At 57.1% G+C, this 23,653-nt stretch carries 24 protein-coding genes; 10 read left to right on the top strand and 14 right to left on the bottom strand.

All coding sequences use genetic code 11. The features are described from left to right. Positions 1-282 precede the first annotated feature (282 nt). Both ACR0DS_RS17895 and ACR0DS_RS17890 read left to right on the top strand, forming a co-directional pair. Positions 283-513, top strand: a complete 231-nt coding sequence (locus ACR0DS_RS17895; protein ID WP_209599023.1) for a type II toxin-antitoxin system CcdA family antitoxin — start codon at positions 283-285, stop codon at positions 511-513. Beyond that, a complete protein-coding gene (locus ACR0DS_RS17890) occupies positions 513-812 on the top strand; it encodes a CcdB family protein (protein WP_480560404.1) in 300 nt (99 codons plus the stop codon). The genes ACR0DS_RS17895 and ACR0DS_RS17890 overlap by 1 nt, the downstream gene beginning before the upstream one ends. A gap of 54 nt (positions 813-866) precedes the next feature. Here ACR0DS_RS17890 and ACR0DS_RS17885 read toward each other — a convergent pair whose 3' ends face one another. From ACR0DS_RS17885 to ACR0DS_RS17870, 4 genes are read right to left on the bottom strand one after another with little or no spacing between them, the layout of a single operon-like run. Further along, positions 867-1,811 (bottom strand): ABC transporter substrate-binding protein, encoded by a 945-nt coding sequence (locus tag ACR0DS_RS17885; RefSeq protein WP_209506853.1) that lies wholly within the window; start codon positions 1,809-1,811, stop codon positions 867-869. Between the two features lie 44 nt (positions 1,812-1,855). Then, positions 1,856-2,863, bottom strand: coding sequence for an ABC transporter permease (locus tag ACR0DS_RS17880; protein ID WP_480560406.1), 1,008 nt, complete (start codon positions 2,861-2,863; stop codon positions 1,856-1,858). Beyond that, positions 2,863-4,386, bottom strand: coding sequence for a sugar ABC transporter ATP-binding protein (locus ACR0DS_RS17875; protein ID WP_480560408.1), 1,524 nt, complete (start codon positions 4,384-4,386; stop codon positions 2,863-2,865). Before ACR0DS_RS17875 ends, ACR0DS_RS17880 begins: the two co-directional genes overlap by 1 nt. Before the next feature lie 41 nt (positions 4,387-4,427). Further along, complete coding sequence (locus tag ACR0DS_RS17870) at positions 4,428-5,981, bottom strand: UxaA family hydrolase (protein WP_480560410.1); 1,554 nt, start codon at positions 5,979-5,981, stop codon at positions 4,428-4,430. 81 nt (positions 5,982-6,062) lie between these two features. On the opposite strand from ACR0DS_RS17870, the gene ACR0DS_RS17865 reads away from it, so the two are divergent. The 6 genes from ACR0DS_RS17865 to ACR0DS_RS17840 all read left to right on the top strand — a co-directional run bounded on the left by ACR0DS_RS17865 (position 6,063) and on the right by ACR0DS_RS17840 (position 10,845). Beyond that, positions 6,063-6,800, top strand: coding sequence for a GntR family transcriptional regulator (locus ACR0DS_RS17865; protein ID WP_480560412.1), 738 nt, complete (start codon positions 6,063-6,065; stop codon positions 6,798-6,800). Further along, the gene (locus tag ACR0DS_RS17860; protein WP_480560414.1) at positions 6,797-7,849 is read left to right on the top strand and encodes an aldo/keto reductase; all 1,053 of its coding nucleotides are present in this window, start codon (positions 6,797-6,799) and stop codon (positions 7,847-7,849) included. Before ACR0DS_RS17865 ends, ACR0DS_RS17860 begins: the two co-directional genes overlap by 4 nt. Beyond that, positions 7,839-8,267, top strand: coding sequence for an RbsD/FucU family protein (locus ACR0DS_RS17855; RefSeq protein WP_480484658.1), 429 nt, complete (start codon positions 7,839-7,841; stop codon positions 8,265-8,267). Before ACR0DS_RS17860 ends, ACR0DS_RS17855 begins: the two co-directional genes overlap by 11 nt. Continuing rightward, positions 8,264-9,094 carry an amidohydrolase family protein gene (locus ACR0DS_RS17850; RefSeq protein ID WP_480560416.1) on the top strand — a complete coding sequence of 277 codons (831 nt, stop codon included), beginning with the start codon at positions 8,264-8,266 and terminating at the stop codon, positions 9,092-9,094. The genes ACR0DS_RS17855 and ACR0DS_RS17850 overlap by 4 nt, the downstream gene beginning before the upstream one ends. 134 nt (positions 9,095-9,228) lie before the next feature. Then, on the top strand, positions 9,229-9,984 hold the full coding sequence (locus tag ACR0DS_RS17845) for an SDR family oxidoreductase (protein ID WP_480484656.1): 756 nt from the start codon (positions 9,229-9,231) through the stop codon (positions 9,982-9,984). An 18-nt stretch (positions 9,985-10,002) separates the two neighbouring features. Further along, on the top strand, positions 10,003-10,845 hold the full coding sequence (locus ACR0DS_RS17840) for a fumarylacetoacetate hydrolase family protein (RefSeq protein WP_480560418.1): 843 nt from the start codon (positions 10,003-10,005) through the stop codon (positions 10,843-10,845). Between the two features lie 69 nt (positions 10,846-10,914). On the opposite strand, the gene katG is transcribed toward ACR0DS_RS17840, so the two are convergent. Next, complete coding sequence (gene katG / locus ACR0DS_RS17835; RefSeq protein ID WP_480484654.1) at positions 10,915-13,095, bottom strand: catalase/peroxidase HPI; 2,181 nt, start codon at positions 13,093-13,095, stop codon at positions 10,915-10,917. A gap of 107 nt (positions 13,096-13,202) precedes the next feature. On the opposite strand from katG, the gene ACR0DS_RS17830 reads away from it, so the two are divergent. Next, positions 13,203-14,135 (top strand): hydrogen peroxide-inducible genes activator, encoded by a 933-nt coding sequence (locus ACR0DS_RS17830; RefSeq protein ID WP_480484653.1) that lies wholly within the window; start codon positions 13,203-13,205, stop codon positions 14,133-14,135. 31 nt (positions 14,136-14,166) lie between these two features. Here the strand turns inward: ACR0DS_RS17830 and ACR0DS_RS17825 are convergent, their stop codons facing one another. From ACR0DS_RS17825 to ACR0DS_RS17815, 3 genes are read right to left on the bottom strand one after another with little or no spacing between them, the layout of a single operon-like run. Then, entirely contained in the window at positions 14,167-14,502 is a 336-nt protein-coding gene (locus ACR0DS_RS17825) for a carboxymuconolactone decarboxylase family protein (RefSeq protein WP_480484652.1), read from the bottom strand. An 11-nt stretch (positions 14,503-14,513) separates the two neighbouring features. Then, positions 14,514-15,269, bottom strand: coding sequence for an amino acid ABC transporter permease (locus ACR0DS_RS17820; protein ID WP_480560420.1), 756 nt, complete (start codon positions 15,267-15,269; stop codon positions 14,514-14,516). Positions 15,270-15,278: 9 nt separating this feature from the next. Continuing rightward, entirely contained in the window at positions 15,279-16,019 is a 741-nt protein-coding gene (locus ACR0DS_RS17815; RefSeq protein WP_480560422.1) for an amino acid ABC transporter ATP-binding protein, read from the bottom strand. Positions 16,020-16,140: 121 nt separating this feature from the next. Here ACR0DS_RS17815 and ACR0DS_RS17810 point away from each other — a divergent pair, with 121 nt between their 5' ends. Next, positions 16,141-16,911 (top strand): transporter substrate-binding domain-containing protein, encoded by a 771-nt coding sequence (locus tag ACR0DS_RS17810; protein ID WP_480560424.1) that lies wholly within the window; start codon positions 16,141-16,143, stop codon positions 16,909-16,911. Positions 16,912-16,984: 73 nt separating this feature from the next. Here ACR0DS_RS17810 and ACR0DS_RS17805 read toward each other — a convergent pair whose 3' ends face one another. The 6 genes from ACR0DS_RS17805 to ACR0DS_RS17780 form a co-directional block, all read right to left on the bottom strand. Continuing rightward, positions 16,985-17,941, bottom strand: coding sequence for a dipeptide ABC transporter ATP-binding protein (locus ACR0DS_RS17805; RefSeq protein WP_480560426.1), 957 nt, complete (start codon positions 17,939-17,941; stop codon positions 16,985-16,987). Continuing rightward, the gene (locus ACR0DS_RS17800; protein WP_480484647.1) at positions 17,938-18,915 is read right to left on the bottom strand and encodes an ABC transporter ATP-binding protein; all 978 of its coding nucleotides are present in this window, start codon (positions 18,913-18,915) and stop codon (positions 17,938-17,940) included. Before ACR0DS_RS17800 ends, ACR0DS_RS17805 begins: the two co-directional genes overlap by 4 nt. A 4-nt stretch (positions 18,916-18,919) precedes the next feature. Then, entirely contained in the window at positions 18,920-19,822 is a 903-nt protein-coding gene (locus tag ACR0DS_RS17795; protein WP_480488831.1) for an ABC transporter permease subunit, read from the bottom strand. Then, complete coding sequence (locus ACR0DS_RS17790; RefSeq protein WP_480477613.1) at positions 19,822-20,829, bottom strand: ABC transporter permease subunit; 1,008 nt, start codon at positions 20,827-20,829, stop codon at positions 19,822-19,824. Before ACR0DS_RS17790 ends, ACR0DS_RS17795 begins: the two co-directional genes overlap by 1 nt. After that, on the bottom strand, positions 20,829-21,923 hold the full coding sequence (locus ACR0DS_RS17785) for a M24 family metallopeptidase (protein ID WP_480560428.1): 1,095 nt from the start codon (positions 21,921-21,923) through the stop codon (positions 20,829-20,831). The genes ACR0DS_RS17790 and ACR0DS_RS17785 overlap by 1 nt, the downstream gene beginning before the upstream one ends. A gap of 68 nt (positions 21,924-21,991) precedes the next feature. Further along, complete coding sequence (locus tag ACR0DS_RS17780) at positions 21,992-23,575, bottom strand: ABC transporter substrate-binding protein (protein ID WP_480560430.1); 1,584 nt, start codon at positions 23,573-23,575, stop codon at positions 21,992-21,994. Positions 23,576-23,653: the final 78 nt, after the last annotated feature.

The raw sequence follows: 23,653 nt of genomic DNA, 5'->3' as shown, positions 1-23,653 counted from the left end.
GGACGGCACTATCGCCGAACAGGGAAACCTCGACCAACTCATGCAAAAAAAAGGCCCCTTCAAAAACCTCTTCGACCAACAGTTCAATAAACACAAACAAAAACAAAATGTCGCAGAATAATTGGGGAGGGTTGGAAAACTGAGCGCAAAGCTCTTTTGAGGCCAAAACCTCCTGATTGCCACGTGCCGTTGAACAGAGAGCTTCCGCGCTTCACGCATTATGCGCATGTTTGACGCGCATATAGTGTGATGGTAAAATGGCGCAGTTCAGAGGGTAGTCAAATGAATGCTCCATCTCGCAAACCGACAAATCTATCACTGGATGGCGATATGCTGTCCGAGGCGCGGGATCTGAAGATCAACCTGTCCCGCGCAGCCGAAGACGGCATTCGGGCCGCAGTCGCCAGCGCAAAAGCTGAACGCTGGAAAGCCGAAAACAAGGCCGCACTTGAGAGTTCCAACGCGTATGTCGAGCGTAATGGCTTACCGCTGGACACCTACCGACAGTTCTGATGCCAAAATACGACGTGTTCCCCAACCCGACAGGTGACGGGTATCTTCTGGACATCCAGAGCGATCTGCTGAGCGGGTTGAACACACGCGTCGTCGTGCCACTCCTTCCCGAAGCGACGGCACCGATCCCAGCCACCCGGCTCAATCCCGTCTTTGATATCCAGGGCAAACCGTTTGTAATGGCAACCCAATTCATGGCTGCCGTTCCGGTGGGCATTCTAAAATCGCCGGTCGACAACCTTGATGATCACTTTGCGCAGATCACCGCCGGCATCGACATGCTAATGCAGGGATTCTGACAAGCTTCTGGCTCTTGGAGAACCAAGAGCCAGGAACAAGTATGACAATGAAAATCAGTCGTACAGAACAGCCGCGATCTTTGGATCGTCGATGTTGGATGCGTCGTAGTAGTAAAACCCGGTATCAATCAGGGCAGGAACTTCTTCGCCCTTCATCGCGGCCACAGCAGCCTTGACGGTTTCATACCCGATGCCCACGGGATTCTGAGTGATTGCACCCGCCATCAGCCCGCTTTTGATCGCATCTTTCTGGGCCTTGCCGCTGTCATACCCGATGATGACCAGCCCCTCGGTCCCTAGTTCCTGCACCCCATTCACCACTCCGATGGCCGAGCCTTCGTTGGTGCCGAAGATGCCATTCAGATCGGGATTCGCCGTCAGGATCGCTTTGGTCACCTCGGTCGACTTCAGGTGGTCACCCTGACCGTATTGAACCGTGACAACTTCGATGTCCGGGTATTTTTCGGCAATGCGATTGACGAAGCCGTCGCGCCGGTCGATGCCTGTGCGGCTGGTCTGGTCATGTGCTACAACGGCCACTTTGCCTTTACCGCCGATCATCTCGGCCATCTTGTCCGCAGCCAGCGCAGCCGCGGCCTGATTGTCTGTTGTTGCCGTAGAAACCGGAATGTCGCTGTCAACTCCACTGTCAAAGGCAATGATCGGAATGCCCTTTTCATCAGCTTGCTTCAACAGAGGAATAGCGGCCTGGCTGTCCAGAGCGGCAAAACCGATGGCCTTGGGGTTATTGGCCAGGGCTGCCGCCAGCATGTCGATCTGACGATCCACCATGGTTTCGTTGTCCGGGCCTTCAAAGGTGATCGTGACACCATATTCCTCGGCGGCCTGTTCCGCACCGGACTTTACCGCCTGCCAGAACTGGTGCTGAAACCCTTTGGACACCAGCGGAATATATATGTCTTCCGCTGATGACATAGTTGCAGGTATCGAAAGGCTGGCCGCACTCAGGGCCCCCAAAATGAAACGACGTGTTAGCATGTCTTCTCCTCCAGTTGGTCTTCGTTTCTGATTTTTGTGACTGTTCAACCTGTCTTCTTGCGCCGCGCCATATCGGCGTAAACGGCCAGAATGATGATCGCGCCGGTGACAACGGTCTGCCATTCCTGCGCGACGGACAGCACCCGCAAACCATTAGTCAGAACCGCCATGATCAGGGCACCGATCAGGGTTCCAAGGATCGTACCGCGCCCACCGGACAGGGACGTGCCCCCGATCACGACTGCAGCGATGGCTTCCAGCTCATAGCCAAGCCCCAGCGCGGGCTGTGCCGAATTCAGGCGCGACGCGATCAGGATACCGCCAATGCCACAGATCCCGCCTGCCAGAGCGTAAATGCGCATCTTCCAAAGATCAGTGTTCACTCCTGAAAGGCGCACCGCCTCTTCGTTTGATCCCAGCGCAAAGGTGTATCTGCCCAGAACCGTGCGCCCCAGAATGTACGAAGCTGCAATGGCAACAAGGAAAAGGATCAGCACGCCATTGGGGATCGGCAAAGCAGGGAAAACCTCTCCGATCAGCGACCCGCGCGAAATCTGGTCAAAGCCCGGCGTGTCATTGAAGTAGATGGGCCGCGTGCCCGAGATCACCAGCGACAACCCTTTTAGGATCAGCATCATACCCAGCGTGGCAATGAAGGGCGGGATTTTCATCTTGGCGACAAAGGTGCCCGAGCACAGCCCGCAGAGCGCACCCGCCGCAATCGCTGCCGTAACCCCCAACAACAGTGGCATTCCGAGATAGGTCAGCACGACACCGGCGATAACGGCACAGAATGTCATCAGAGTTCCCACGGACAGGTCGATCCCGCCAGTTATGATGACCAATGTTGCAGCAACCGCCAGCACCCCATTGACCGATGTCGCCTGCAAGATGGCGATCATGTTTGAAGTTTGCATGAAGTTCGGCGACGCGATTGAAAACCCGATCAGCAAGGCAATCAAGCTGGCGAAGGCCAGCAGCTTTTGGTAGGCGCCGCTTTCCGAGAGCCCCGCCAGTGGGCTTTTCTTTTCGATTTCCGTTGCTGAGGTCATTACGCTGTTCCTGTTATCTGCATCGCCGCCGCCCGCTGCGTCGCCAGATGCATGATGTCTTCCTGAGTGGTGGCTTTGCCGCCCGGCAAAATGCCGGTCAGTCGGCCTTCGCACATCACGGCAATGCGATGGCTTAGGCGCATGATCTCGGGCAGTTCCGACGAAATCACGATGATCGTCTTGCCCTGCCCGGCCAGTTCTTCCAGCAGCTTGTAGATTTCAGATTTTGCGCCCACGTCGATACCGCGCGTGGGCTCATCGAAAATCAGGATATCGCAATCCCGCAGCAGCCATTTGGCAATGACAACTTTCTGCTGATTGCCGCCGGACAGCAGGCGTACCTCCTGCGTGTCCGAAGGCGTGCGAATGCCCAGCTGCGTGATGTAACCCTTGGCCGTCGTGCTGATTTCACCATCGTTCAGAACACCGACACGTCCGGTGAACATATCCATCGAAGCCAAGGCAACATTGTCGCGAACGCTCATCCCGGTAGCCAGGCCGAAATGCTTGCGATCCTCGGAAAGATAGCCGATGCCCGCCTTGACGGCATCGGATGGTGTCCTGATCGAGACCACCTGCCCATGCACCCGGATTTCTCCGCTATCTTTGGGATCAGCCCCGAAGATTGCCCGCGCAACTTCGGTACGTCCGGCCCCCATCAGCCCGGCAAAGCCCAATATCTCACCCTTCAGCACCGAGAAGCTGACATCGCGGATTTCGTGACCCCGACACAGCCCGGTCACTTCCAGCGAAACCTCGGCATCGCTTAGATCGGGGGGGACCAGCGGCTCTTCCTTGACTTCGCGGCCTACCATCATTGCGATAATCTGGCTGATCGGCGTTGCTTCCGCGTCAACGGTGCCAACGTATTCTCCGTCGCGCATCACCGTGACCCGGTCAGCAATCTGCTTCAGCTCATCCATTTTGTGGCTGATATAGACAATGCCCACGCCTTCGGCCTTCAGGCGGCGGATGATCACGAACAGCTCGGCAATTTCAGCATCGTTCAGGGCCGCGGTCGGTTCATCCATGATCAGAACCCTGGACCGGTAAGAAAGGGCCTTGGCGATCTCGACCATCTGTTGTTTCGCAATGGTCAGACTGCCGACCTGCGCCTTGGGGTCGAGGTTTAGGTTCATGGACGCAAAAATTTCGGCCGTCTGTGCATTCAACGCAGCATCGTTCAGTCGGCCAAACCGTTTACGAGGTTCGCGGCCGATAAAAATATTCTGTGCCACCGTCAGATCATTCATCAGGCTCAGTTCCTGATGGATGATGCCGATACCCAAAGCCTGCGCCTCGCGTGGCGTGGTTGGGTTTGCATCACGCCCTTCGATTTGCAATGTGCCACCGTCGCGCTGATAAATCCCCGAGAGGATTTTCATCAGCGTGCTTTTTCCCGCGCCGTTCTCGCCCATCAGCGCGTGAACTTCGCCGGGCACCAGATCGAACTGCACTGATTTGAGCGCATGGACTCCGGGAAAGTGTTTCTCGATCCCCGACATGTCGACCAGTTTTGTCATTTATCCTCCCAAACACCCCTCTCCCCAAGGGGTGGTGCCGCCTACATCACCGCGCCGATTTGCCAGGGCACAAATTCGACCCCACCAAAGCCAAGTTCTTCGCTTTTTGTTTGTTCACCCGATGCGACACGGATCAGCATTTCGAACAGCTCTTCGCCTTTTGCCTCAATGCTCACGCCGTCTGTGACGATGTCCCCGCAGTTCAGATCCATGTCTTCCGACATCCGGGCATACATTTCGGAGTTGGTAGCCAGCTTGATGCAGGGTGTTGGTTGATATCCCGAAACCGAGCCCCGCCCGGTGGTGAACACGATCAGGTTCGCACCTGACGCCACCTGCCCCGTGACCGAGCATGGATCAAAACCGGGGCTGTCCATGAAAACAAAGCCGGCCTTGTCGATTTTCTCGCCGAACTTGTAAACACCGCGCAAGGGCGCGGTGCCGCCTTTGGCGACGGCGCCAAGCGATTTCTCAAGAATGGTCGTCAACCCGCCGCGCTTGTTGCCGGGGCTTGGGTTGTTGTTCATCTCGCCGCCGTTGCGGTGAGTATATCCCTCCCACCAGCGAATGCGTTCGATCAGCTTTTCCCCGACCTCAACGGTCTCGGCCCGCCGGGTCAAAAGGTGTTCCGCGCCATAGATTTCCGAGGTTTCGGACAGGATCGTCGTACCGCCATGCCGCACCAACAGATCCGACGCATAACCCAAAGCAGGATTGGCGGTGATCCCGGAATACCCATCCGACCCGCCGCATTGCATTCCAACCGTTATCGCACTGATCGGCGCAGGTTTGCGTTCGGCCTTGTTCGCGAGGTCGGCAATCCCGCGCAGCTCGTTCAATCCACGTTCAATGGTACGGCGTGTGCCGCCCTCACTCTGAATGGTCATGTAACGCAGCACGCCATCAGGACGAATCGGACGACCCCCAACCAGATCGGCCACCTGCATCACTTCGCACCCCAAACCGATCAGCAGGATACCGGCGAAATTCGGGTGCTGGGCATATCCCGCCAGCGTTCGAAACAGTGTGGAATAGCCTTCATCTTTGCCCGACATGCCGCATCCAGTGCCATGAACGATCGGGACGATACCGTCCACATTCGGGTACGCGTCCAACAAGCCCCGTTTCTCGGCGGCTTCGGCTATGAATCGCGCCACGGAGCCAGAGCAATTCACCGTTGTCAAAATGCCGATGTAGTTGCGCGTGCCGACCTTGCCATCGGCGCGGTGGAAGCCCTGGAAGATACGGTCGCCTGAAATCTCGGGCAGCGGCGCGTTCGCGCTTGCATATGCGTAGTCCTGCTGATGCGCCCCCATACCCAGATTATGGACATGAACATGCTCGCCCGCGGCGATATCCGCTTTGGCCTGACCTATGATCTGTCCATAGCGGATCACATTTTCACCCGCCGCAATCGGGGCGGTGGCGATCTTGTGCCCGCGTGCGATGTCCGTGGGAAGCTGCAGCGATAGCCCGTCCGGTTGTGCGCCGGCCTTCAGGTCGCGCAACGCGATGATCACGTTGTCATCCGGGTTCAACCGGATTGTGTCACGGGCCGGGCCGCCTGGGGTTTTGTTCTTGGAAACTGGGTGCATGGAATCCCCGCTTGTTCGCCACAGAGCTACGGGGATAATCTGCTATTGTCAACTAGCATGTTAGTATGATAGTTCTGATTTATGAACCACCCATATGACATTGACGCCACCCGCCTGCCCGACATTTCAACATTTGAGGGGTCGCTCGCGCAGCGCGTTTACCAATCCATCAAACAGGCGATCCTGGCATTGGATTTCCCCCCCGGCGCTAACCTTCGCAAGGCGCCGATCTGCGCGCAGTTGGGTGTGTCCCGCGCACCTGTCGCGGACGCCATAACCAGGCTTGCCGCCGAAGGGCTGGTGGATGTGGTGCCGCAATCGGGTACACGCGTGTCCTATTTCTCGATGGATGAAATTCGCGAAGGGGCCTTTCTGCGAGAGGCCTTGGAGCTGGCAACAGTGGCCAAGGTAGCGCGTGACCTGACCGAAGATCAGCGCAAAAAGCTGAGCCGCAATGTGCGCCTGCAAGAGCTGTTGATCGAAGATGAAGACATTGCCGGGTTCTATCACGCAGATGAGGAATTCCACGCCCTGTTGATGGCATTCACCGGGATGCTTCGCCTCCCGGACGTGGCACAGACCGTGTCGTTACAGGTCAGCCGCGCGCGGATGTTGCTGTTGCCGACACCCGGCCGCATCGCGGAAACACTGGCCGAACACCGGGCGATATTCGACGCCATCAGCGCCCATGACGAACGTGCGGCACAAGACGCCATGCGCCATCACCTGGGGCAACTGATGCCTCGGATCGAACGGCTGCAACAGGAAAGACCGCAGCTGTTCAATTTAAACCCCCAAAACACCCAAGAGGCAGGATGACCGTTTCGCAAACCGCCCTTCTGAACAACAGGACGTCCCGGCCTGTACCGCTGACCCGTATGGGGTTTGGCGGCGCGCCCTTGGGCAATCTTTATCGCAAAGTCTCGGAAGCTGATGCGCAGGCTGCTTTGCAATCCGCATTTGACTCGGGCATCCGGTTTTTTGACACCGCGCCGCAATACGGGTTGGGGCGGTCCGAGTATCGCTTTGGCGAAGCGATCAGGCGGTTTGGGCGTGAGAACATCCAGCTATCAACCAAAATCGGTCGTCTGCTGCTGGATTGCGAACCACATGAGGTGACGCCCGAAGCGTTTGTGGACGTTCCGCAGAAACGCATTGTGTTCGACTATACCTATGACGGCGTCATGCGGTCATACGAGGCAAGCCGAGACCGGATCGGTGTTGCCAATGCAGACATTCTTCTGGTGCATGACGTCTGCGCTTTCAGTCAGGGCAGTCAGGAAATGTCAGACGCCAAAGTGCGCGAGTTGTTCGATGGCGGCGGGTACAAGGCGCTGGTTGAACTGCGCGATGCAGGTGAGATCGCTGCGATTGGCGCCGGCGTGAACGAATGGCAGGTTTGCGAAAAACTGCTGGGTCTTGGCGATTTCGACGGGTTCCTGCTGGCAGGTCGGTATACGCTTTTGGAGCAGGAAGCTTTGGACAGTTTTCTGCCACTTTGCGAGAAACGCGATGTGGGCATCATTCTGGGCGGGCCGTATAACTCAGGTATCCTCGCCACCGGACCGGTGCCTGGGGCCAAGTATAACTATTCCGATGCGCCTGAGGATATTCTTGAACGGGTGCGCAGGATCGAAACTGTCTGTGCGGCCCATGACACACCGCTGATCGCAGCCGCGCTGCAATTTGTTCTGGGACACCCCGCCGTGAAAACGGTTGTTCCGGGCGCCGTCAATGCGGCCGAGGTTCAAGCCAATGTCGCCCTGCTGGAGCGGACTATCCCCGCCCAGCTTTGGTCAGACCTGCGTACCGAAGGCCTGATCCGGTCAGATGCCCCTTTGCCCAAGGAACCTGTCAATGCTGCGTAACCTCGACCCGCTGTTGTCTCCTGAGTTGCTGTACGCCCTGCGTGCCATGGGCCATGGCGATGACATCGTTATTGCGGACGCCAATTTCCCGGGCTCAAGCCTTGGGCCCGACTGCATCCGTGCGGATGGTTCAACAGCAAGCGACCTGCTTGGCGCGGTGTTGTCTGTCATGCCGCTGGATACATTCGTGCCCGACCCCGCGCTGACCATGCAGGTTGTAGGTGATCCCGAAGCCGTGCCCGAGGCCGTCGCAGATTTCCAAAAGATCATCGACGCGCAGGCTGACAACCCCGCGCAAATTCAGGGTCTGGACCGGTTCGACTTCTACCAACGCGCGGCATCCGCATTTGCCATCATTCAGACCGGCGAGCGCAGGCTGTACGGCAACATCATCCTGAAGAAAGGCGTGATTGCATGAAGATCGACGCCCATCAGCATTTTTGGGCGCTGGCACGTGGTGACTATGGGTGGCTGACACCGGATTTGGGCCAGATTTACCGGGACTTCGGGCCAGGTGATCTTGCGCCATTGTTGCAAGCACAGGGCATCGACGGGACAATTCTGGTTCAGGCAGCGTCGACCGTCGCCGAAACGAAGTACCTGTTGTCACTGGCGGACAAGACACCTTTTATCAAAGGTGTGGTTGGCTGGGTCGGTTTCGACGCCCCTGATGCGCGTGCACAAATCATCAGACTAGCCACTCATCCCGCTTTGGTTGGTCTGCGGCCAATGATTCAGGATATCGCTGATCCGAACTGGATGCTCGGCGCAGCCCTGAGACCTGCCTTTGAGGCCATCCAATCTAAAGATCTGACTTTCGATGCCCTCACCCTGCCCCGGCACCTGGGGCCGTTGCGTCGCCTTCTGACACAGCACCCGGACATGCGGGTTGTGATTGACCATGGCTCGAAACCTCTGATCCGGGACGGTGCATTTGACGGGTGGGCCGAAGACATGGCCGCCATCGCGCGGGACACCAACGCGTTCTGCAAACTGTCCGGTCTTGTCACCGAAGCTGCACCTGACTGGACGGTTCGGGACCTGTACCCCTATGTGGATCACCTACTGAACACGTTCGGACCATCGCGGTTGATCTGGGGCAGCGACTGGCCGGTCTGCACATTGGCCAGCAGCTATGAACGATGGATAGATGCAACCGACGAACTGCTAAGCGCACTTTCCTCCAATGACCGTGCGGCCATCCTCGGAGGGAATGCGGCAAAGGCTTATCACATCAGGATTTGACGGTGCCGCACCGAACCCCAAACACGCACTGCTTTGCGCCCGCTGAACCTGCCCAATCTTTTCCCTGAGGCGCGAACAACAAGGCAGTTATCCCCAACACACCACCCGGCTTCGGGAAAATCATGAGGACCAGAATGACATCGCATCAGCCTTCTGACCGACTAAAAGGCAAAACCGCATTCATCAGCGCCGCTGGGCAGGGCATCGGACGTGCCACGGCCGAACTGTTCGCAGCCGAAGGCGCGCATGTCTTTGCAAGCGACATCAACGAAACCACTTTGGCCGGGCTTTCGGAGATCGACAGGATCTCTCCAATCCATCTCGACGTGACAGACGCGCATGCCGTAAAACGTGCCGTGGCTGAATTGCCACCGTTGGATATCCTGTTCAATTGCGCGGGTTACGTGGCAAACGGCACCATTCTTGAGTGCGAAGAGGACGACTGGGATTTCAGTTTCGATCTTAATGTGAAGGCTATGTATCGCCTGATCCGTCTGACCCTGCCCGCGATGTTGAAAAACGGCGGGGGGTCGATCATCAATATGTCCTCGGTCGCATCGTCGATGAAGGGCGTTCCAAACCGGTTTGTATATTGCGCATCAAAGGCTGCCGTAATTGGCCTGACCAAGTCGATCGCCGCCGATTTCGTTACGCAGGGCATCCGGTGCAATGCTATCTGCCCCGGCACCGTTGACAGCCCCAGCCTGCACGAGCGTTTGCGGGCGACGGGCGACTACGAAAAGGCGATGACGGATTTCATCGCCCGCCAGCCGATGGGGCGCATTGGGACTGCCGACGAGATTGCCGAACTGGCGCTCTACCTTGCGAGTGACAGCAGCGCATTTACCACAGGTCAGCCCTTTGCCATTGATGGCGGATGGGCGATTTAATCTGAAAGGGATCACAATATGAAACTACTGCGGTTTGGCGCCTTGGGTGCAGAAAAGCCTGGGCTACTGCACGACGATGGCACAATTCGCGACCTGTCAGGCGTCATCGACGATATTTCGGGCGACGTTCTCAGCGACGAAGGTTTGGCGCGACTGCGCGCGCTGGATCCACAGGATTTGCCGATGGTTGAAGGCAACACCCGTTTAGGGGCGTGTGTCGGCCAAGTGGGCAAGTTCATTTGCATCGGCCTGAACTATGCCGACCACGCGGCAGAAAGCGGTATGGAGTTGCCGCAGGAACCTGTGATCTTTTTCAAGGCGACATCGGCCATTGTCGGGCCGAACGACACGGTGGAAATCCCGCGCGGGTCCGTCAAGACCGACTGGGAGGTCGAATTGGGCGTGGTGATCGGCAAGGAAGCGAAATACATCTCCGAGGCCGAAGCGATGGATCACGTCGCAGGCTATTGTGTGGTCAATGACCTGTCGGAACGTGATTTTCAGCTTCACCGCTCGGGGCAGTGGGTCAAGGGCAAGTCGGCAGACACATTCGGCCCCATCGGTCCATGGCTGGTGACGCGGGAAGAGGTTGCAGACCCTCAGAATCTGCCGATGTATCTTGAGGTCAACGGCCACCGTTATCAGGACGGCTCGACCCGGACGATGCACTTCGGGGTGGCAACTGTGATCTCACACCTGTCGCAATTCATGTCCCTGCAACCGGGCGATGTGATCTCGACCGGAACTCCACCGGGTGTGGGCATGGGGCAAAACCCGCAAGTCTATCTGAAACCCGGCGACACGATGGAATTGGGCATCGAAGGCCTGGGTGTTCAAAAACAGAATGTGATCGCGGGATAATCGGGCACTATCAGATGTCTGCCCGAACACAATATCAGGCGAGGTTTCCCTCGCCTGACGATTTTTGACTTAGGCTACCAGATCGAACCGGTCGTTGGTCATGACCTTTGTCCAGGCCGCCACGAAGTCCCGCACGAACTTCTGGGCATTATCGTCCTGGGCATAGACCTCGGCGTAGCCACGCAGGATCGAGTTCGAGCCGAAGACCAGATCCGCGCTGGTAGCGGTGAACCTGACCTCGCCCGAGGCGCGATCACGCAGCTCATATGTGCCGCCGTCAACCGGGTGCCAGCTGAGCGACATATCCGTCAGGTTGACGAAGAAGTCGGTGGTCAACTGACCCACGCGATCCGTGAAGACCCCATGCGCCGAGCCGCCATGATTGGCGCCCAGCACACGCAGGCCACCCACCAGAACCGTCATTTCGGCTGCGGTCAGACCCAGCAGTTGCGCGCGGTCCAGCATCATCGCCTCGGGTGATACCGCGTATTCCTTCAGCTGCCAGTTTCTGAACCCGTCCGCCAGCGGCTCCAGCACCGAGAAGCTGTCGGCATCGGTCTGCTCATCCGTTGCGTCGCCGCGACCAGCCGAGAACGGAACCGTCACGTCAAAGCCTGCGGCTTTGATCGACTGTTCCAGACCAACGTTACCCGCCAGAACGATCACGTCGGCGATCGAGGCCCCGGTTTCCGCTGCAATCGGCTCCAGCACGCCCAGCACTTTTGCCAGACGTTCGGGCTCGTTCCCTGCCCAGTCTTTCTGCGGTGCCAGACGGATACGCGCACCATTTGCTCCGCCGCGTTTGTCCGAGCCACGGAAGGTACGGGCACTGTCCCACGCGGTGGTGATCATCTCGACCGCGGTCAGACCACTGTCGGCGATCTTTGCTTTGACGGCATCGACGTCATACCCGGTCGAACCGACAGGGATCGGGTCCTGCCAGATCAGCTCTTCTGACGGGACGTCTGGGCCATAGTAGTTGACACGTGGCCCCATATCGCGGTGGGTCAGCTTGAACCACGCGCGGGCAAAAGTGTCAGCAAAGTAATCCGGGTCAGCCATGAACTTCTGACAGATCGCGTTGTAAATAGGATCGATCTTCATTGCCATGTCCGCATCGGTCATGACCGGCATACGCCGAACCGAAGGGTCGGTCGGGTCGACCGGCTTTTCCTCTTCCGGCATGTCGATGGGCTGCCACTGTTGTGCACCCGCGGGCGATTTACCCAATTCCCACTCATAGCCGAACAGGTAATCGAAAAAGCCCATATCGAATTTGGTCGGGTTTTTCGTCCACGCACCCTCGATACCAGACGTGAACGCGTTGGTTGCCTTGCCGTTTTGATCGGGGTTGTCCCATCCCAGACCCTGAGCGGAAACCGGGCAGGCTTCGGGTTCGGCGCCGATATGATCACCCGCCATCGCGCCATGCGCTTTGCCGACCGTGTGACCACCACAGGTCAACGCGGCGGTCTCTTCGTCATTCATCGCCATGCGGGCAAAGGTTTCACGGATGTGCAGCGCAGTTCTTGCTGGATCCGGGTTGCCGTTCACACCTTCTGGGTTCACATAGATCAGGCCCATATGCACCGCACCCAGCGGGTTTTCCAGCGTTCCGGGAGTTTCCAGATCGCCATAGCGGTTCTCGGACGGGGCCAGCCACTGGTTTTCCGACCCCCAATAGACGTCTTTTTCCGGGCCCCAGATATCTTCGCGGCCAAAGCCAAAGCCAAAGGTCTTCAGACCCATGGATTCGTAGGCAACCGTTCCCGACAAAACAATCAGGTCTGCCCAGGACAGCGCGTTGCCGTATTTCTTTTTCACCGGCCAGAGCAGACGGCGCGCTTTATCAAGGCTGGCATTGTCCGGCCAAGAGTTCAGCGGTGCAAAACGGATGTTGCCCGAACCTGCGCCGCCGCGACCATCCCCCAGGCGGTACGACCCGGCAGAGTGCCACGCCAGTCGGATCATCAGGCCGCCATAGTGGCCCCAATCGGCTGGCCACCAGTCCTGACTGTCGGTCAGCAACGCTTCGACGTCAGCACGAACAGCATTGAAATCCAGCCCTTTGACCGCTTCGCGGTGGTTGTAATCCGCGTCCATCGGGTTGGTGCGGGTGTCGTGCTGGCTCAGAATGTCCAGGTTCAGCGCATCCGGCCACCATTTGGTGACAGAGTTGCCTGTGCCCGTGTTCCCGCCATGCAAGACTGGGCAGCCGCCGGATTGATGATTGTGGGGATTGCCGTCCATTGTAAATCTCCTGAGTATTTACTGAGGGGTTCAGATGTCTTGACTCGTATCCCACAGTTTCGATAATTGGAAATTTGTAATTACTATCATTGTGATTAGTTTTTTCTATGAAGTCACTCACGCTTAAACACCTGCGCTACTTTGAAGCGCTTGCCACCTACCGCCATTTTGGCAAAGCCGCGGCGGCCAGCGCGATTTCGCAACCCGCGCTTTCCATACAAATCAAAGAGCTGGAGGCCATCATGGGTGGCCCCTTGGTCGAACGCGCAGCGCGCGAGACGCGCCTGACCGCGCTTGGCGAAGATGTCCTAAAACATGGCCGCGAAATCCTGACGCGGGTCGAAGATTTGGGGAATCTTGTGCAATCTTCCGCTGGTCCCTTGTCGGGTCGCATCAGAATCGGGGTCATCCCCACGGTCGCGCCTTACTTGCTGCCATCAATCATCAAGGCACTGTCGCAACGATTCCCACAGCTGACGATCGAGCCCAAAGAGACCATCACCCAAACCCTGATCGGCGAAATTTTGGACTCAAGACTGGATTTTGCCGTTGTCGCTTTGCCAGTATCGGAGCCCAGCCTTCGGGAATTTTCGTTGTTTAACGAAGACTTTCTGCTGGTTCGCCCGGCGCGGGACGCCGGGTTGCCAATGCCAAGTTCGTCACAGCTCAGAACGATGCGGCTGTTGTTGCTGGAAGAAGGGCATTGTTTCAGAGATCAGGCGCTTTCCTTCTGTTCGATCCGCAATATCGAACCGCAGCACATTATGGAGGGCAGTTCTCTGTCCACACTGGTACAGATGGTCGGGGCGGGCATCGGTGTGACGCTGATACCGGAAATGGCCGTGGGGCTGGAAACCCGGTCTGCCGACGTGTCCATCGCCCGCTTTCAGGACACCCCACCAACCCGAACCATCGGCCTGATCTGGCGAAAGACCAACCCGCTGGGCGAAAACCTTCTGAAAATCGGTGCAATTATTCGCAAAACCGCAGAAGAAAACGCGGGAGGCATGGGGCAAATGAAACCGGAACCAAACGCCTGATCATAACCCGCATTAATGCTATGCGCGGCAATTACCCGGAAAACACATCATAAGCCTTCAGCGCTTTGGCGCTGTAAGCATAAGACGGCCCGCCGCCCATATAGGTCGCCATCGCCAATGCCTCGCACATCTCGTCTCGGGTTGCACCCAGCCGGACAAGGGAACGCACGTGAAACCCTATGCAGCTGTCGCAGCGGGTCGCAATGGCGATGCCAAGGGCCATGAATTCCTTGGTTTTCTCACTTAGTGCGCCATTGGTCTTGGCGGCCTTGCCCATGATGCCAAAGCCGCGCACGGTTTCGGGCACTTCCTGCGAAAAAGTTCCGATATTGGCCTCGGTCTCGGCCATGAAAGCTTTCCAGTCCATATCAATTCTCCTTATCCGCGCTCGTCCGCGCCCATGCGACGCTCCAGCCAGCGCACACCCGCACTGATGATCAGAACCAGGATCAGGTATTCAAAGATCAACAGGGTATAGATTTCCAACGGGCGGTATTCCGTAACCACCAGCTCATTCGCGCGGCGGGTCAGTTCCTGCATCCCGATGACGCTGGCGAATGCACTCATCTTTACGATGTAGATGAACTGGTTTGCCAAGGGCGGCAGAATGCGCCGGATTGCCTGCGGCAGGATCACGTAGCGCATGGTCTGCACATAGTTCAGCCCGATGGTCTGCGCCGCTTCGCTTTGACCGCGCGCAATGGATTGAATGCCTGCACGGTAAATTTCCGCAGTGAAGGCGCTGTCGGAAATCGCCAGGGTGATGATTGCACCCCAAAAGGGATCGATCGGGACATTCATGCCCATCGACTTGAACACGATGGGCAAGCCATAAAAGACCCAGAACAGCATCGGCAGCAGGGGAATTGCGCGAATAAATTCAACGTAAACACGGTTGACCAGCCGCCAGCCACGTTTTTCGGACAATCCCGGCAGGGCCACCAGCAATCCGATGATGATCGACAGCACGGCGGCGATCAGTGAAATCTGAATCGTTGCACCCATCCCCGAGATCAGGAATTTCACATTGATCCACCCCGATGCTGTAGTCGGGTCGATCACATACCAGCCCCAGGTCTGGGAGGAAGAACAGCCTGCCAGCAGCAAAGGTACGATTAGTAGAAGTTTTTTCATCTGCCCCTCTCAGTGCTGCAGTATCTGAGACAGGAATTTGCGACAGCGGTCAGACTGAGGGTTGGTAAAGAAATGCTCCGGCTTGCCTTCTTCGACAATCTCACCGGCATCCATGAAGATCATCTTGTCGGCAACTTTGCGGGCAAATCCCATCTCGTGGGTCACAACCACCATGGTCATGCCCTCATTTGCCAGTTCAACCATAACTTCCAACACTTCTGAGATCATCTCGGGGTCCAGAGCCGACGTGGGTTCATCGAACAACAGCGCGCGCGGTTCCATGCACAAGGATCGTGCAATCGCTACGCGTTGTTGCTGGCCACCAGACAACTGCATTGGCTTTTTGTCCGCCTGATCGGGGATATGTACACGATCCAGATAATGGCGCGCTTTTTCCTCTGCGTCCTTCCGGCTCAGGCCGCGCGCTTTGATCGGACCCAAAGTCAGGTTTTCCAAAACGGTCAAATGCGGAAACAGATTGAATTGCTGGAACACCATTCCGACATCGGACCGTATGGTTGCCGTAGACTTGACGTCATCCGACAGCTCAACCCCATCTACCCGAATGATACCTTTCTGGTGTTTTTCCAACCGGTTGATACACCGAACGACCGTGGATTTGCCTGACCCCGAAGGCCCGCAAATCACCACCTTTTCGCCGCTGCTGACCGTCAGGTTGATGCCCTTGAGAACGTGAAATGTGTCATACCACTTATTCACGCCCACAAGCTCGATTGCGGCGCCTGCCATAAGCTGAACTGCCCCCGTTTTTGCCCCATAGTAATATTTTCTTGAGGTTATCTTTCCCTTTGGACTGAAATCAATGAGGATTGCAATCACAAGGTCGTAACGCCACCAACGGGAGATACCTATGAGCGTTTTTTGGAAAGCCGCGGCGGTTGCCGTGTTGGGGCTTGTATTGTCCGGTTCCGCACAGGCGCAATCTGCGCTGAACGAGGTGCTGGATTCCGGCGTTCTCAAGGTTGGGACCACAGGTGACTGGAACCCGATGACACTGCGCGACCCGGCAACCAACAGCTACAAAGGATACGACATCGACATCATGAATGCATTGGCCGCCGATCTTGGAGTTGAGGTCGAATTTGTCCCCACCGACTGGAAAACACTGGTGAATGGTGTGGTCGCGGGCAAGTACCACTTGACCGGGTCGGCATCGATTTCGCCACCGCGCATGAAAGTTGCGGGTTTTTCGGACAGCTATATTTCGGTCGAACTTTTTCCCTACACCACCAAGGACAAGGCTAACAAATTCGACGGGTATGACTCGATCAACCAGACCGGTGTGAAAGTCGCGACAACTTTGGGCACCACATTCGAAAAACGGGTCCGCGAATGGTTCCCAAACGCCGAGATCAAGGTGGTAGAGGCCCCGGCCCGCGGGTATCAGGAAGTAATCGCCGGTCGTGCTGATGTATTCATAACGTCGAACATCGAGGGCTCGACCCTTGAGGAGAAGTTTCCTGTTATCCGCGTGAAAAACGCCGGTCCCCGGTCACCTTCGCCGATTGCGATGATCCTGCCACAAGGCGATCAGATCTGGATCAACTATGTGAACAACTGGATCGAAGTGAAAAAAGCGGAAGGCTTCTTTGAAGCAAACCGCGAGAAATGGGGGCTCTGACGCCTTCAAGGACGTGCGGACTTCCTGACGCCCGGTCCTATGGCCCGGGCGTTTTCGTCTGCCATCTGGTTCTTCAGAAAAGAGGATGCAGACACGCGACCTGATGGGTTTCGTCATCCAATTCAGGCAATGTTTGCCTGCACTGGTCCGTCGCAAGCCAGCATCGTTGCGCAAAAGCGCACCCTTTCGGGATATTCATCGGTGACGGCAATTCGCCTTCCAGCTTGATCCGCTCTTTCCGGGCATCCGGGTCGGCACGGGGCGTCGTGGACAGCAACGCCTTGGAGTACGGATGTCGGGGTGCCGCGAACAGCTGCTCTTTCGGGCCTTTTTCAACCGCGCGCCCCAAATACATGACAATCACGTCATCGGCGAAATGCCGGACAACCGACAAGTCATGTGAAATGAACAGGTAGGCCAGGTTCAGCCGTTCCTGAAGATCGACCAGCAGGTTCAGGATCTGCGATTGAATCGAAACATCCAGCGCCGAGACAGGTTCATCCAGAACCAGCACCTTGGGATCCAGCATAAGCGCCCGCGCAATGGCGATCCGCTGGCGCTGCCCACCCGAGAACATATGCGGATAGCGGTCATAATGTTCCGGGCGCAGGCCCACCATCTCGATCATCTTGCGAGCGTGCTTTTCGCGATCGGCGGCTGTCATCTGTGGCCGGTTGATAATCAGCGGTTCCTGCAGGATCTGCCCGATGCGCTGACGCGGATTCAACGAGCTATAGGGGTCTTGAAAAACGATCTGCACCGTCTCTCGCATCTTGCTCCATTGCGAAGGGGTAATGTCGACCCCGTTGATCGTCAGGCTGCCCGAGGTTGGTTCTTCGATCATTGTGATCAGTCTGGCCAGCGTAGACTTGCCACAGCCTGACTCTCCGACAATGGCCAGTGTTTTTCCCGGTTGCAGGTCGAAATCCACCCCCGACAGTGCCTTTACGGTTGCGGGCTTGGACAGCAACCCGCCTTTGACCGTGTAAAACCGGGTCAGGGCGTTGGCCTGAACGATAGGTGTGGTCATACCAGCTCTCCGGCGGCAATCTTTTCAACATGGTGACAGCGCGCCTTGCCAAATGCCTCGGCATGAGGGGTCGGCGGGGTCTGGGCGCAGGTCGCATCGGCAAAGCGGCACCGTGGACTGAATAGGCAACCTTTTGGCCTGTCGAATTGCCCCGGAACAACACCTGGAATCGTCGGCAGAATCTTGGACGTCGCCCGTTCCGGCAAAGCACTTAACAGAGCCGTGGTATAGGGATGACGCGGGGTTCGGAACAAATCTCTGACAGGCTGTTCTTCAACCTTTTGCCCGGCATATTGCACCTGAACCCGCTCGGCGGTTTCCGCAACGACGCCCATGTCATGGGTGATCAGAACAAGGCCCATGTCATGCTCATCACGCAACCGGATCAGCAGATCCAGAATCTGCGCCTGAATGGTCACGTCCAGTGCCGTGGTCGGTTCATCCGCGATCAGCAGCTTGGGCTTGCAGGCAATGGCCATCGCGATCACAACCCGTTGGTTCATACCCCCTGACATCTGATGCGGAAAAGTATTCAGGCGGCTTTCAGGCGCGGGAATGCCAACCTGATCGAACAATTCGACCGCACGCTCGTGACGCTCTTTTCGGTTCAGGCCAAGGTGGATGCGCAATGCCTCTTTGATCTGGAACCCGACAGTAAAACAGGGGTTCAGCGAAGACATCGGCTCCTGAAAGATCATCGCCATGTCCTTGCCTATGATCTTGCGCCGTTCACGGGCCGAGATACCGGACAGGTCGCGGCCTTCAAAGCTCATCTCATCGGCGGTGATCGTGGCGGTCCAGGGCAGCAAGCCCATCAGTGCCAGCATCGACACAGACTTGCCCGAACCGCTTTCGCCAACGATGGCCAGCAATTCGCCTTTGTCGACCGACAGATCGACACCGTCCACGGCGCGGAAACTGCCCGAAGATGTGGCGAACTCGACAGTCAGATTACGGATCTGCAAAAGGCTCATGCGATCAGCTCCGCTTCAGTTTCGGGTCCAGCGCGTCGCGCAACCCGTCGCCCATCAGGTTGATGGCAAGTACGGTGACCAGGATTGCGAGACCGGGGAAGGTGACAACCCACCATGCGCGCAGGATGAACTCGCGCGCTTCAGCCAGCATGGTGCCCCATTCCGGCGTGGGAGGCTGCGCGCCCATGCCCAGAAACCCAAGGGCCGCCGCGTCCAGAATAGCAGTCGAAAAAGACAGGGCCGCCTGCACGATGATCGGAGCCAGGCAATTGGGCAATACCGTGATGAACATCAGCCGCGACTTGCCCGCACCGGCCACACGGGCCGAGGTCACATAGTCTTTCTGCCGTTCCGCCAGAACCGACGCGCGGGTCAGGCGCACGTAATGCGGTTGAAACACGATGGCGATAGCGATCATCGCATTGGTCAGTGATGGGCCCAGAATGGCGACCAGAACAAGGGCAAGCAGCAGAGACGGGAAAGCCAGGACGATGTCCATCACCCGCATAATCAACGTATCAACCCATTTGGGCGCAAAACCCGACAGAAGGCCGACCATTACGCCGCCCGTTACGGCAACACAGACCACAACGATCCCCACAAAGAAGGAATAGCGTGAACCCATGATCAGCCGCGACAGCATATCCCTGCCCAAAGGATCGGTGCCCAACGGGAAGGCCCAGCTTCCGCCTTCCTGCCAGGCAGGGGGTTGCAGGATATGGTCGCGGAACTGTTCGGTCGGATCATAGGGGGCCAACAAAGGGGCAAAGGCCGCACAGAACACAAAGGCGGCAAAAACCCACAACCCGATCACGGCACCGCGGTTTTCGCTGAAATAGTACCAGAACTCTCGCAGTGCGCTGGGACGATTTTCGGCCATTGGCTGGTTCGACGAAAGCTCGGTCATCATCGTCTCCGGATTTTGGGGTTGATGATGCCGTACAAAACATCGACCAGCAGGTTCACCAGCATCACGATCACCGCGATCATCAGCAAACCCCCTTGCACCACCGGGTAATCCCTGCGGAAAATACTATCGACCATCCACTTGCCGATGCCCGGCCAGCTGAAGATGGTTTCAGTAAGAATTGCCCCCGCCAGCAACGTACCAACCGACAACCCGATCACCGTGACAACCGGTATCAGCGCGTTACGTAGCGCATGCAGCCCGTTTACCCGGGTCGGCGACAACCCTTTTGCACGTGCAGTGCGGATGTAATCCTCGCCCAGAACCTCCAGCATCGCCGACCGGGTCTGACGCGCGATCACTGCCAGCGGAATAGTACCCAGCACAATCGTCGGAAGGATCAGATGACGAACGGCCGACCCGAATGCGCCTTCCTGCCCGGACAAAAGACTGTCGATCAGCATAAAGCCAGTGACACTTGGGAAGTAATAAAGCAGGTCGATCCGACCGGACACCGGTGTCCAGCCAAGATTGCCCGAAAACACGATGATCAGCAGCAGCGCCCACCAGAAGATGGGCATCGAATACCCGACCAATGCCGAAGACATCAGTGCCCTGTCAAAAAACTTCCCCCGGTTCACCGCCGCAATCACACCGGCAGGCAGACCCAATGCGATGGCGAAGATCATGGCGCAGAGCGAAAGTTCCATTGTCGCGGGGAACAGCGAAAAGAACTCCTCCCAGACCGGTTTTTTTGTGACAAAGCTTTCGCCGAGATCGCCCTGCAAAACTCCGGCAAGGTATTCCCAGTATTGCTGCAACACCGGTTTGTCGAAACCCAGCTTTTCCACCATTTCCTGGTAGCGTTCTTCAGTCATGCCGCGCTCGCCGGCCATGACGATGATCGGATCACCCGGCAGCACCCGGATAAACATGAATGAAATCAACGTCACGCCCAGAAAGGTCGGGACGAACAGGCCAATGCGGGTGAGTAAGTAACCAAACATCAGCGACCTATGATTGTAAGCTCTTTGGGGAAATGGGTCAGCGACCGGCAGCCATCCTCAGTGACAAGCACATCATCTTCGATGCGAACGCCAAAACTTTCGAGCGCATACAGACCTGGTTCATTCGTCCAGACCATACCCGGCAGAATTTTCTGGTGGTTTCCGCGCATGATATAAGGTGCCTCATGCACATCCCGACCCAACCCGTGACCCGTTTTGGTGCGAATACGATCCGCAAATGGCGAGGCCTCGAGCACGCTTATGACCGCATCGTCGATGTCATGGGCCGTTACACCCGGGCGGCAGGCTTCGAACCCGGCTTTGTTGGCGCGCAGAACGGTGTCGTAGACTTCCCTGCCCTCGTCCGACACGTCCTGAACAAAGAAGGTTCGCGTAATGTCGGCGGCGAAACCATCTATGCGGGCACCGAAATCGAACAGTAACGCGTCGCCTGCCCTGATCTGGTAGTCGCTGCGCGCTTTCCCATGCGGTCGTGCCGAATTGTCGCCAGCCGCCACGATGGGCGAAAAAGCCAGTGACTCGGCCCCTTCTGCAAACAGCGCCTGTATCAGGGCCTGCTCGACCTGTTTTTCAGTCTGACCGACACGCACATCTGCAATCACACGACCCAGAGCACGTTCCGAGATATCGATGGCCGCCTGCATCGCAGCAATGTCTTCATCGGTCTTGATTATGCGCAGGCCCGAGATTTCGCGTTCACCGTCGACGATCCGTAAGCCCGGCAAAGCACGGGTAAACGCCGCAGAGACGAAAACCCGCATCACCTGACCTTCCACCGCAAGCGAGCGGATCGGCATTTGTGCGGCCCATGCGGTAAACGCATCGTCATAACCGGTCTGATCGCGCCAATCGAAAACAGCGCCCTCGAATCCGACAAGATCCCATGAGGCCAGTTCCAGATTGGGCACAATCGCTGCAGCCTGTCCCTCAGCCGGGACAACAACCACGAAGGGCCGTTCGTGGCTCATGAATGCTTTTCCCAAAGCGCGGGTGAAATTCGGGCCAGGTACAAGAGCAACAGCGTCGACTGACATGTCCCGTGCCAGTTGACGATATTCGGACAGATCCGGCATTCAGGCCGACCTCCTCAATAAGAAAGCCGGAGCCGCCAAACAGGCGGCTCCGGTGAGTGAGTGGTGGCTTACTCGACGCTCACACCATAGAAGATGTGGCCGCCCAGCGGGTGCACTTTGTAGCCTTGCACCTTGTTGCTCATCGGCATGAATACAACCGAGTGAGCAATGGTTGCCCATGGGGCCTGCTCTTTGAACACGACCTGCGCTTCTTCATACAGCTTGGTCCGCTCAGCCTGATCGGTGCTTTGCTTGGCTTTCAGGATCAGATCCTCGAACGGCTGGTGGCACCATTGCGCACGGTTTGATGCCTCGACCCCGTCGCAGCCCAGCAGAACGGCCAGGAAGTTGTCCGGATCGCCGTTATCACCGGTCCAGCCCAGCAAAACAGCACCATCGCGGTTCAGTTCTTTCGAGCGTGACAGGTATTCGCCCCATTCGTACGAGACGATTTCGACGCCCACACCAACCTTGGCAAAATCAGCCTGGATCAGCTCGGCCATGCGGCGGGCATTGGGGTTGTAGGGGCGCTGAACCGGCATCGCCCAGATCTTCATCGACAGGTCTGTGACACCTTCGGCATCAAGCATAGCCTTGGCCGCTTCGGGATCGTATGGATCGTCCGCGATGGCGTCGTTATAACCCCACATGGTTGGCGGGATCGGGTTCTTGGCAGCCTGGCCCGAGCCCTGGAAAACCACGTCGATGATCGCCTGCTTGTCGATCGCCATGTTCAACGCTTTGCGAACCTTGGGGTTGTCGAACGGCGCCATCGTGGTGTTGTAAGCCAGATACCCGACGTTCAGCCCTTCCTGCTCCATCATGTTGATGTCTGCATCATCCTTCATCGCCTGAATGTCAGCCGGGTTCGGGTAAGGCATCACATGGCACTCGCCAGCTTTCAGCTTCTGATAGCGAACAGACGCGTCCGGCGTAATGGCAAAGATCAGGTTTTCGACCTGCGCCGGTTCTTTCCAATAATCGCCATTAGCCGCATAGCGGATCACCGCGTCTTTCTGGTAGGCCACGAACGAGAAAGGCCCGGTCCCGATGGGCGCGGTATTCAGTTTTTCAGGCGTGCCGGCAGCCAGCATAGCATCGCCGTATTCGGCTGACATGATCGATGCAAAGTCCATCGCCATATTCGCAACAAAGGGCGCCTCTGGCTTGGACAGGGTGAATTTCACCGTGTAGTCATCAATCTTTTCGATAGAAGAGACCAGATCCGGCATCCCCATGCCCTGGAAGTATTCCCACGTGCCGCCAGACACTTGGTTATAGGGGTGGTTCTCGTCCTTTTGGCGCATGAACGAGAAGATTACGTCATCGGCATTGAAGTCGCGGGTCGGGGTGAATTCGTCATTCGAATGGAATTTGACACCCTGGCGCAGCTTGAACGTGTATTCCAGGCCATCATCACTGGCCTCGACACTTTCAGCCAAGCCGGGGATCACATTGGTCGTACCGGTTTCGAATTCCAGCAACCGGTTATAAATAGGATGCGATGAGGCATCAAAGGTTGTTCCTGCGGTAAACAGAGCAGGGTCAAACCCCTCGGGCGAACCTTCGGAACAATACACAAGGGTATTCGCCTGTGCCACGGCACCCGACAGGGCGATTGCCGTGGTTGCGGCCAGAAGATTGAGTTTCATGATTTTCTCCCAGAAATGGACTTTGCAAGACAATCGCAGGGCTCTTTGTCGTCAGAGCGTTCAGTGACAATACGGGTC

The organism is Ruegeria sp. AF5 (genome assembly GCF_056541905.1).
This window is presented reverse-complemented; position numbering and strand designations above follow the sequence as displayed.

Bases quoted from the DNA above. Each gene is read 5' to 3' on its own strand.
- ACR0DS_RS17875 (WP_480560408.1), bottom strand. From the start codon at position 4,386: ATGACAAAACTGGTCGACATGTCGGGGATCGAGAAACACTTTCCCGGA.
- ACR0DS_RS17890 (WP_480560404.1), top strand. From the start codon at position 513: ATGCCAAAATACGACGTGTTCCCCAACCCGACAGGTGACGGGTATCTT.
- ACR0DS_RS17855 (WP_480484658.1), top strand. From the start codon at position 7,839: ATGCTGCGTAACCTCGACCCGCTGTTGTCTCCTGAGTTGCTGTACGCC.
- ACR0DS_RS17870 (WP_480560410.1), bottom strand. From the start codon at position 5,981: ATGCACCCAGTTTCCAAGAACAAAACCCCAGGCGGCCCGGCCCGTGAC.
- ACR0DS_RS17840 (WP_480560418.1), top strand. From the start codon at position 10,003: ATGAAACTACTGCGGTTTGGCGCCTTGGGTGCAGAAAAGCCTGGGCTA.
- ACR0DS_RS17880 (WP_480560406.1), bottom strand. From the start codon at position 2,863: ATGACCTCAGCAACGGAAATCGAAAAGAAAAGCCCACTGGCGGGGCTC.
- ACR0DS_RS17785 (WP_480560428.1), bottom strand. From the start codon at position 21,923: ATGCCGGATCTGTCCGAATATCGTCAACTGGCACGGGACATGTCAGTC.
- ACR0DS_RS17830 (WP_480484653.1), top strand. From the start codon at position 13,203: ATGAAGTCACTCACGCTTAAACACCTGCGCTACTTTGAAGCGCTTGCC.
- ACR0DS_RS17895 (WP_209599023.1), top strand. From the start codon at position 283: ATGAATGCTCCATCTCGCAAACCGACAAATCTATCACTGGATGGCGAT.
- ACR0DS_RS17865 (WP_480560412.1), top strand. From the start codon at position 6,063: ATGAACCACCCATATGACATTGACGCCACCCGCCTGCCCGACATTTCA.
- ACR0DS_RS17795 (WP_480488831.1), bottom strand. From the start codon at position 19,822: ATGACCGAGCTTTCGTCGAACCAGCCAATGGCCGAAAATCGTCCCAGC.
- ACR0DS_RS17860 (WP_480560414.1), top strand. From the start codon at position 6,797: ATGACCGTTTCGCAAACCGCCCTTCTGAACAACAGGACGTCCCGGCCT.
- ACR0DS_RS17845 (WP_480484656.1), top strand. From the start codon at position 9,229: ATGACATCGCATCAGCCTTCTGACCGACTAAAAGGCAAAACCGCATTC.
- ACR0DS_RS17800 (WP_480484647.1), bottom strand. From the start codon at position 18,915: ATGAGCCTTTTGCAGATCCGTAATCTGACTGTCGAGTTCGCCACATCT.
- ACR0DS_RS17815 (WP_480560422.1), bottom strand. From the start codon at position 16,019: ATGGCAGGCGCCGCAATCGAGCTTGTGGGCGTGAATAAGTGGTATGAC.
- ACR0DS_RS17820 (WP_480560420.1), bottom strand. From the start codon at position 15,269: ATGAAAAAACTTCTACTAATCGTACCTTTGCTGCTGGCAGGCTGTTCT.
- ACR0DS_RS17805 (WP_480560426.1), bottom strand. From the start codon at position 17,941: ATGACCACACCTATCGTTCAGGCCAACGCCCTGACCCGGTTTTACACG.
- ACR0DS_RS17885 (WP_209506853.1), bottom strand. From the start codon at position 1,811: ATGCTAACACGTCGTTTCATTTTGGGGGCCCTGAGTGCGGCCAGCCTT.
- ACR0DS_RS17790 (WP_480477613.1), bottom strand. From the start codon at position 20,829: ATGTTTGGTTACTTACTCACCCGCATTGGCCTGTTCGTCCCGACCTTT.
- ACR0DS_RS17825 (WP_480484652.1), bottom strand. From the start codon at position 14,502: ATGGACTGGAAAGCTTTCATGGCCGAGACCGAGGCCAATATCGGAACT.
- ACR0DS_RS17810 (WP_480560424.1), top strand. From the start codon at position 16,141: ATGAGCGTTTTTTGGAAAGCCGCGGCGGTTGCCGTGTTGGGGCTTGTA.
- katG (WP_480484654.1), bottom strand. From the start codon at position 13,095: ATGGACGGCAATCCCCACAATCATCAATCCGGCGGCTGCCCAGTCTTG.
- ACR0DS_RS17850 (WP_480560416.1), top strand. From the start codon at position 8,264: ATGAAGATCGACGCCCATCAGCATTTTTGGGCGCTGGCACGTGGTGAC.
- ACR0DS_RS17780 (WP_480560430.1), bottom strand. From the start codon at position 23,575: ATGAAACTCAATCTTCTGGCCGCAACCACGGCAATCGCCCTGTCGGGT.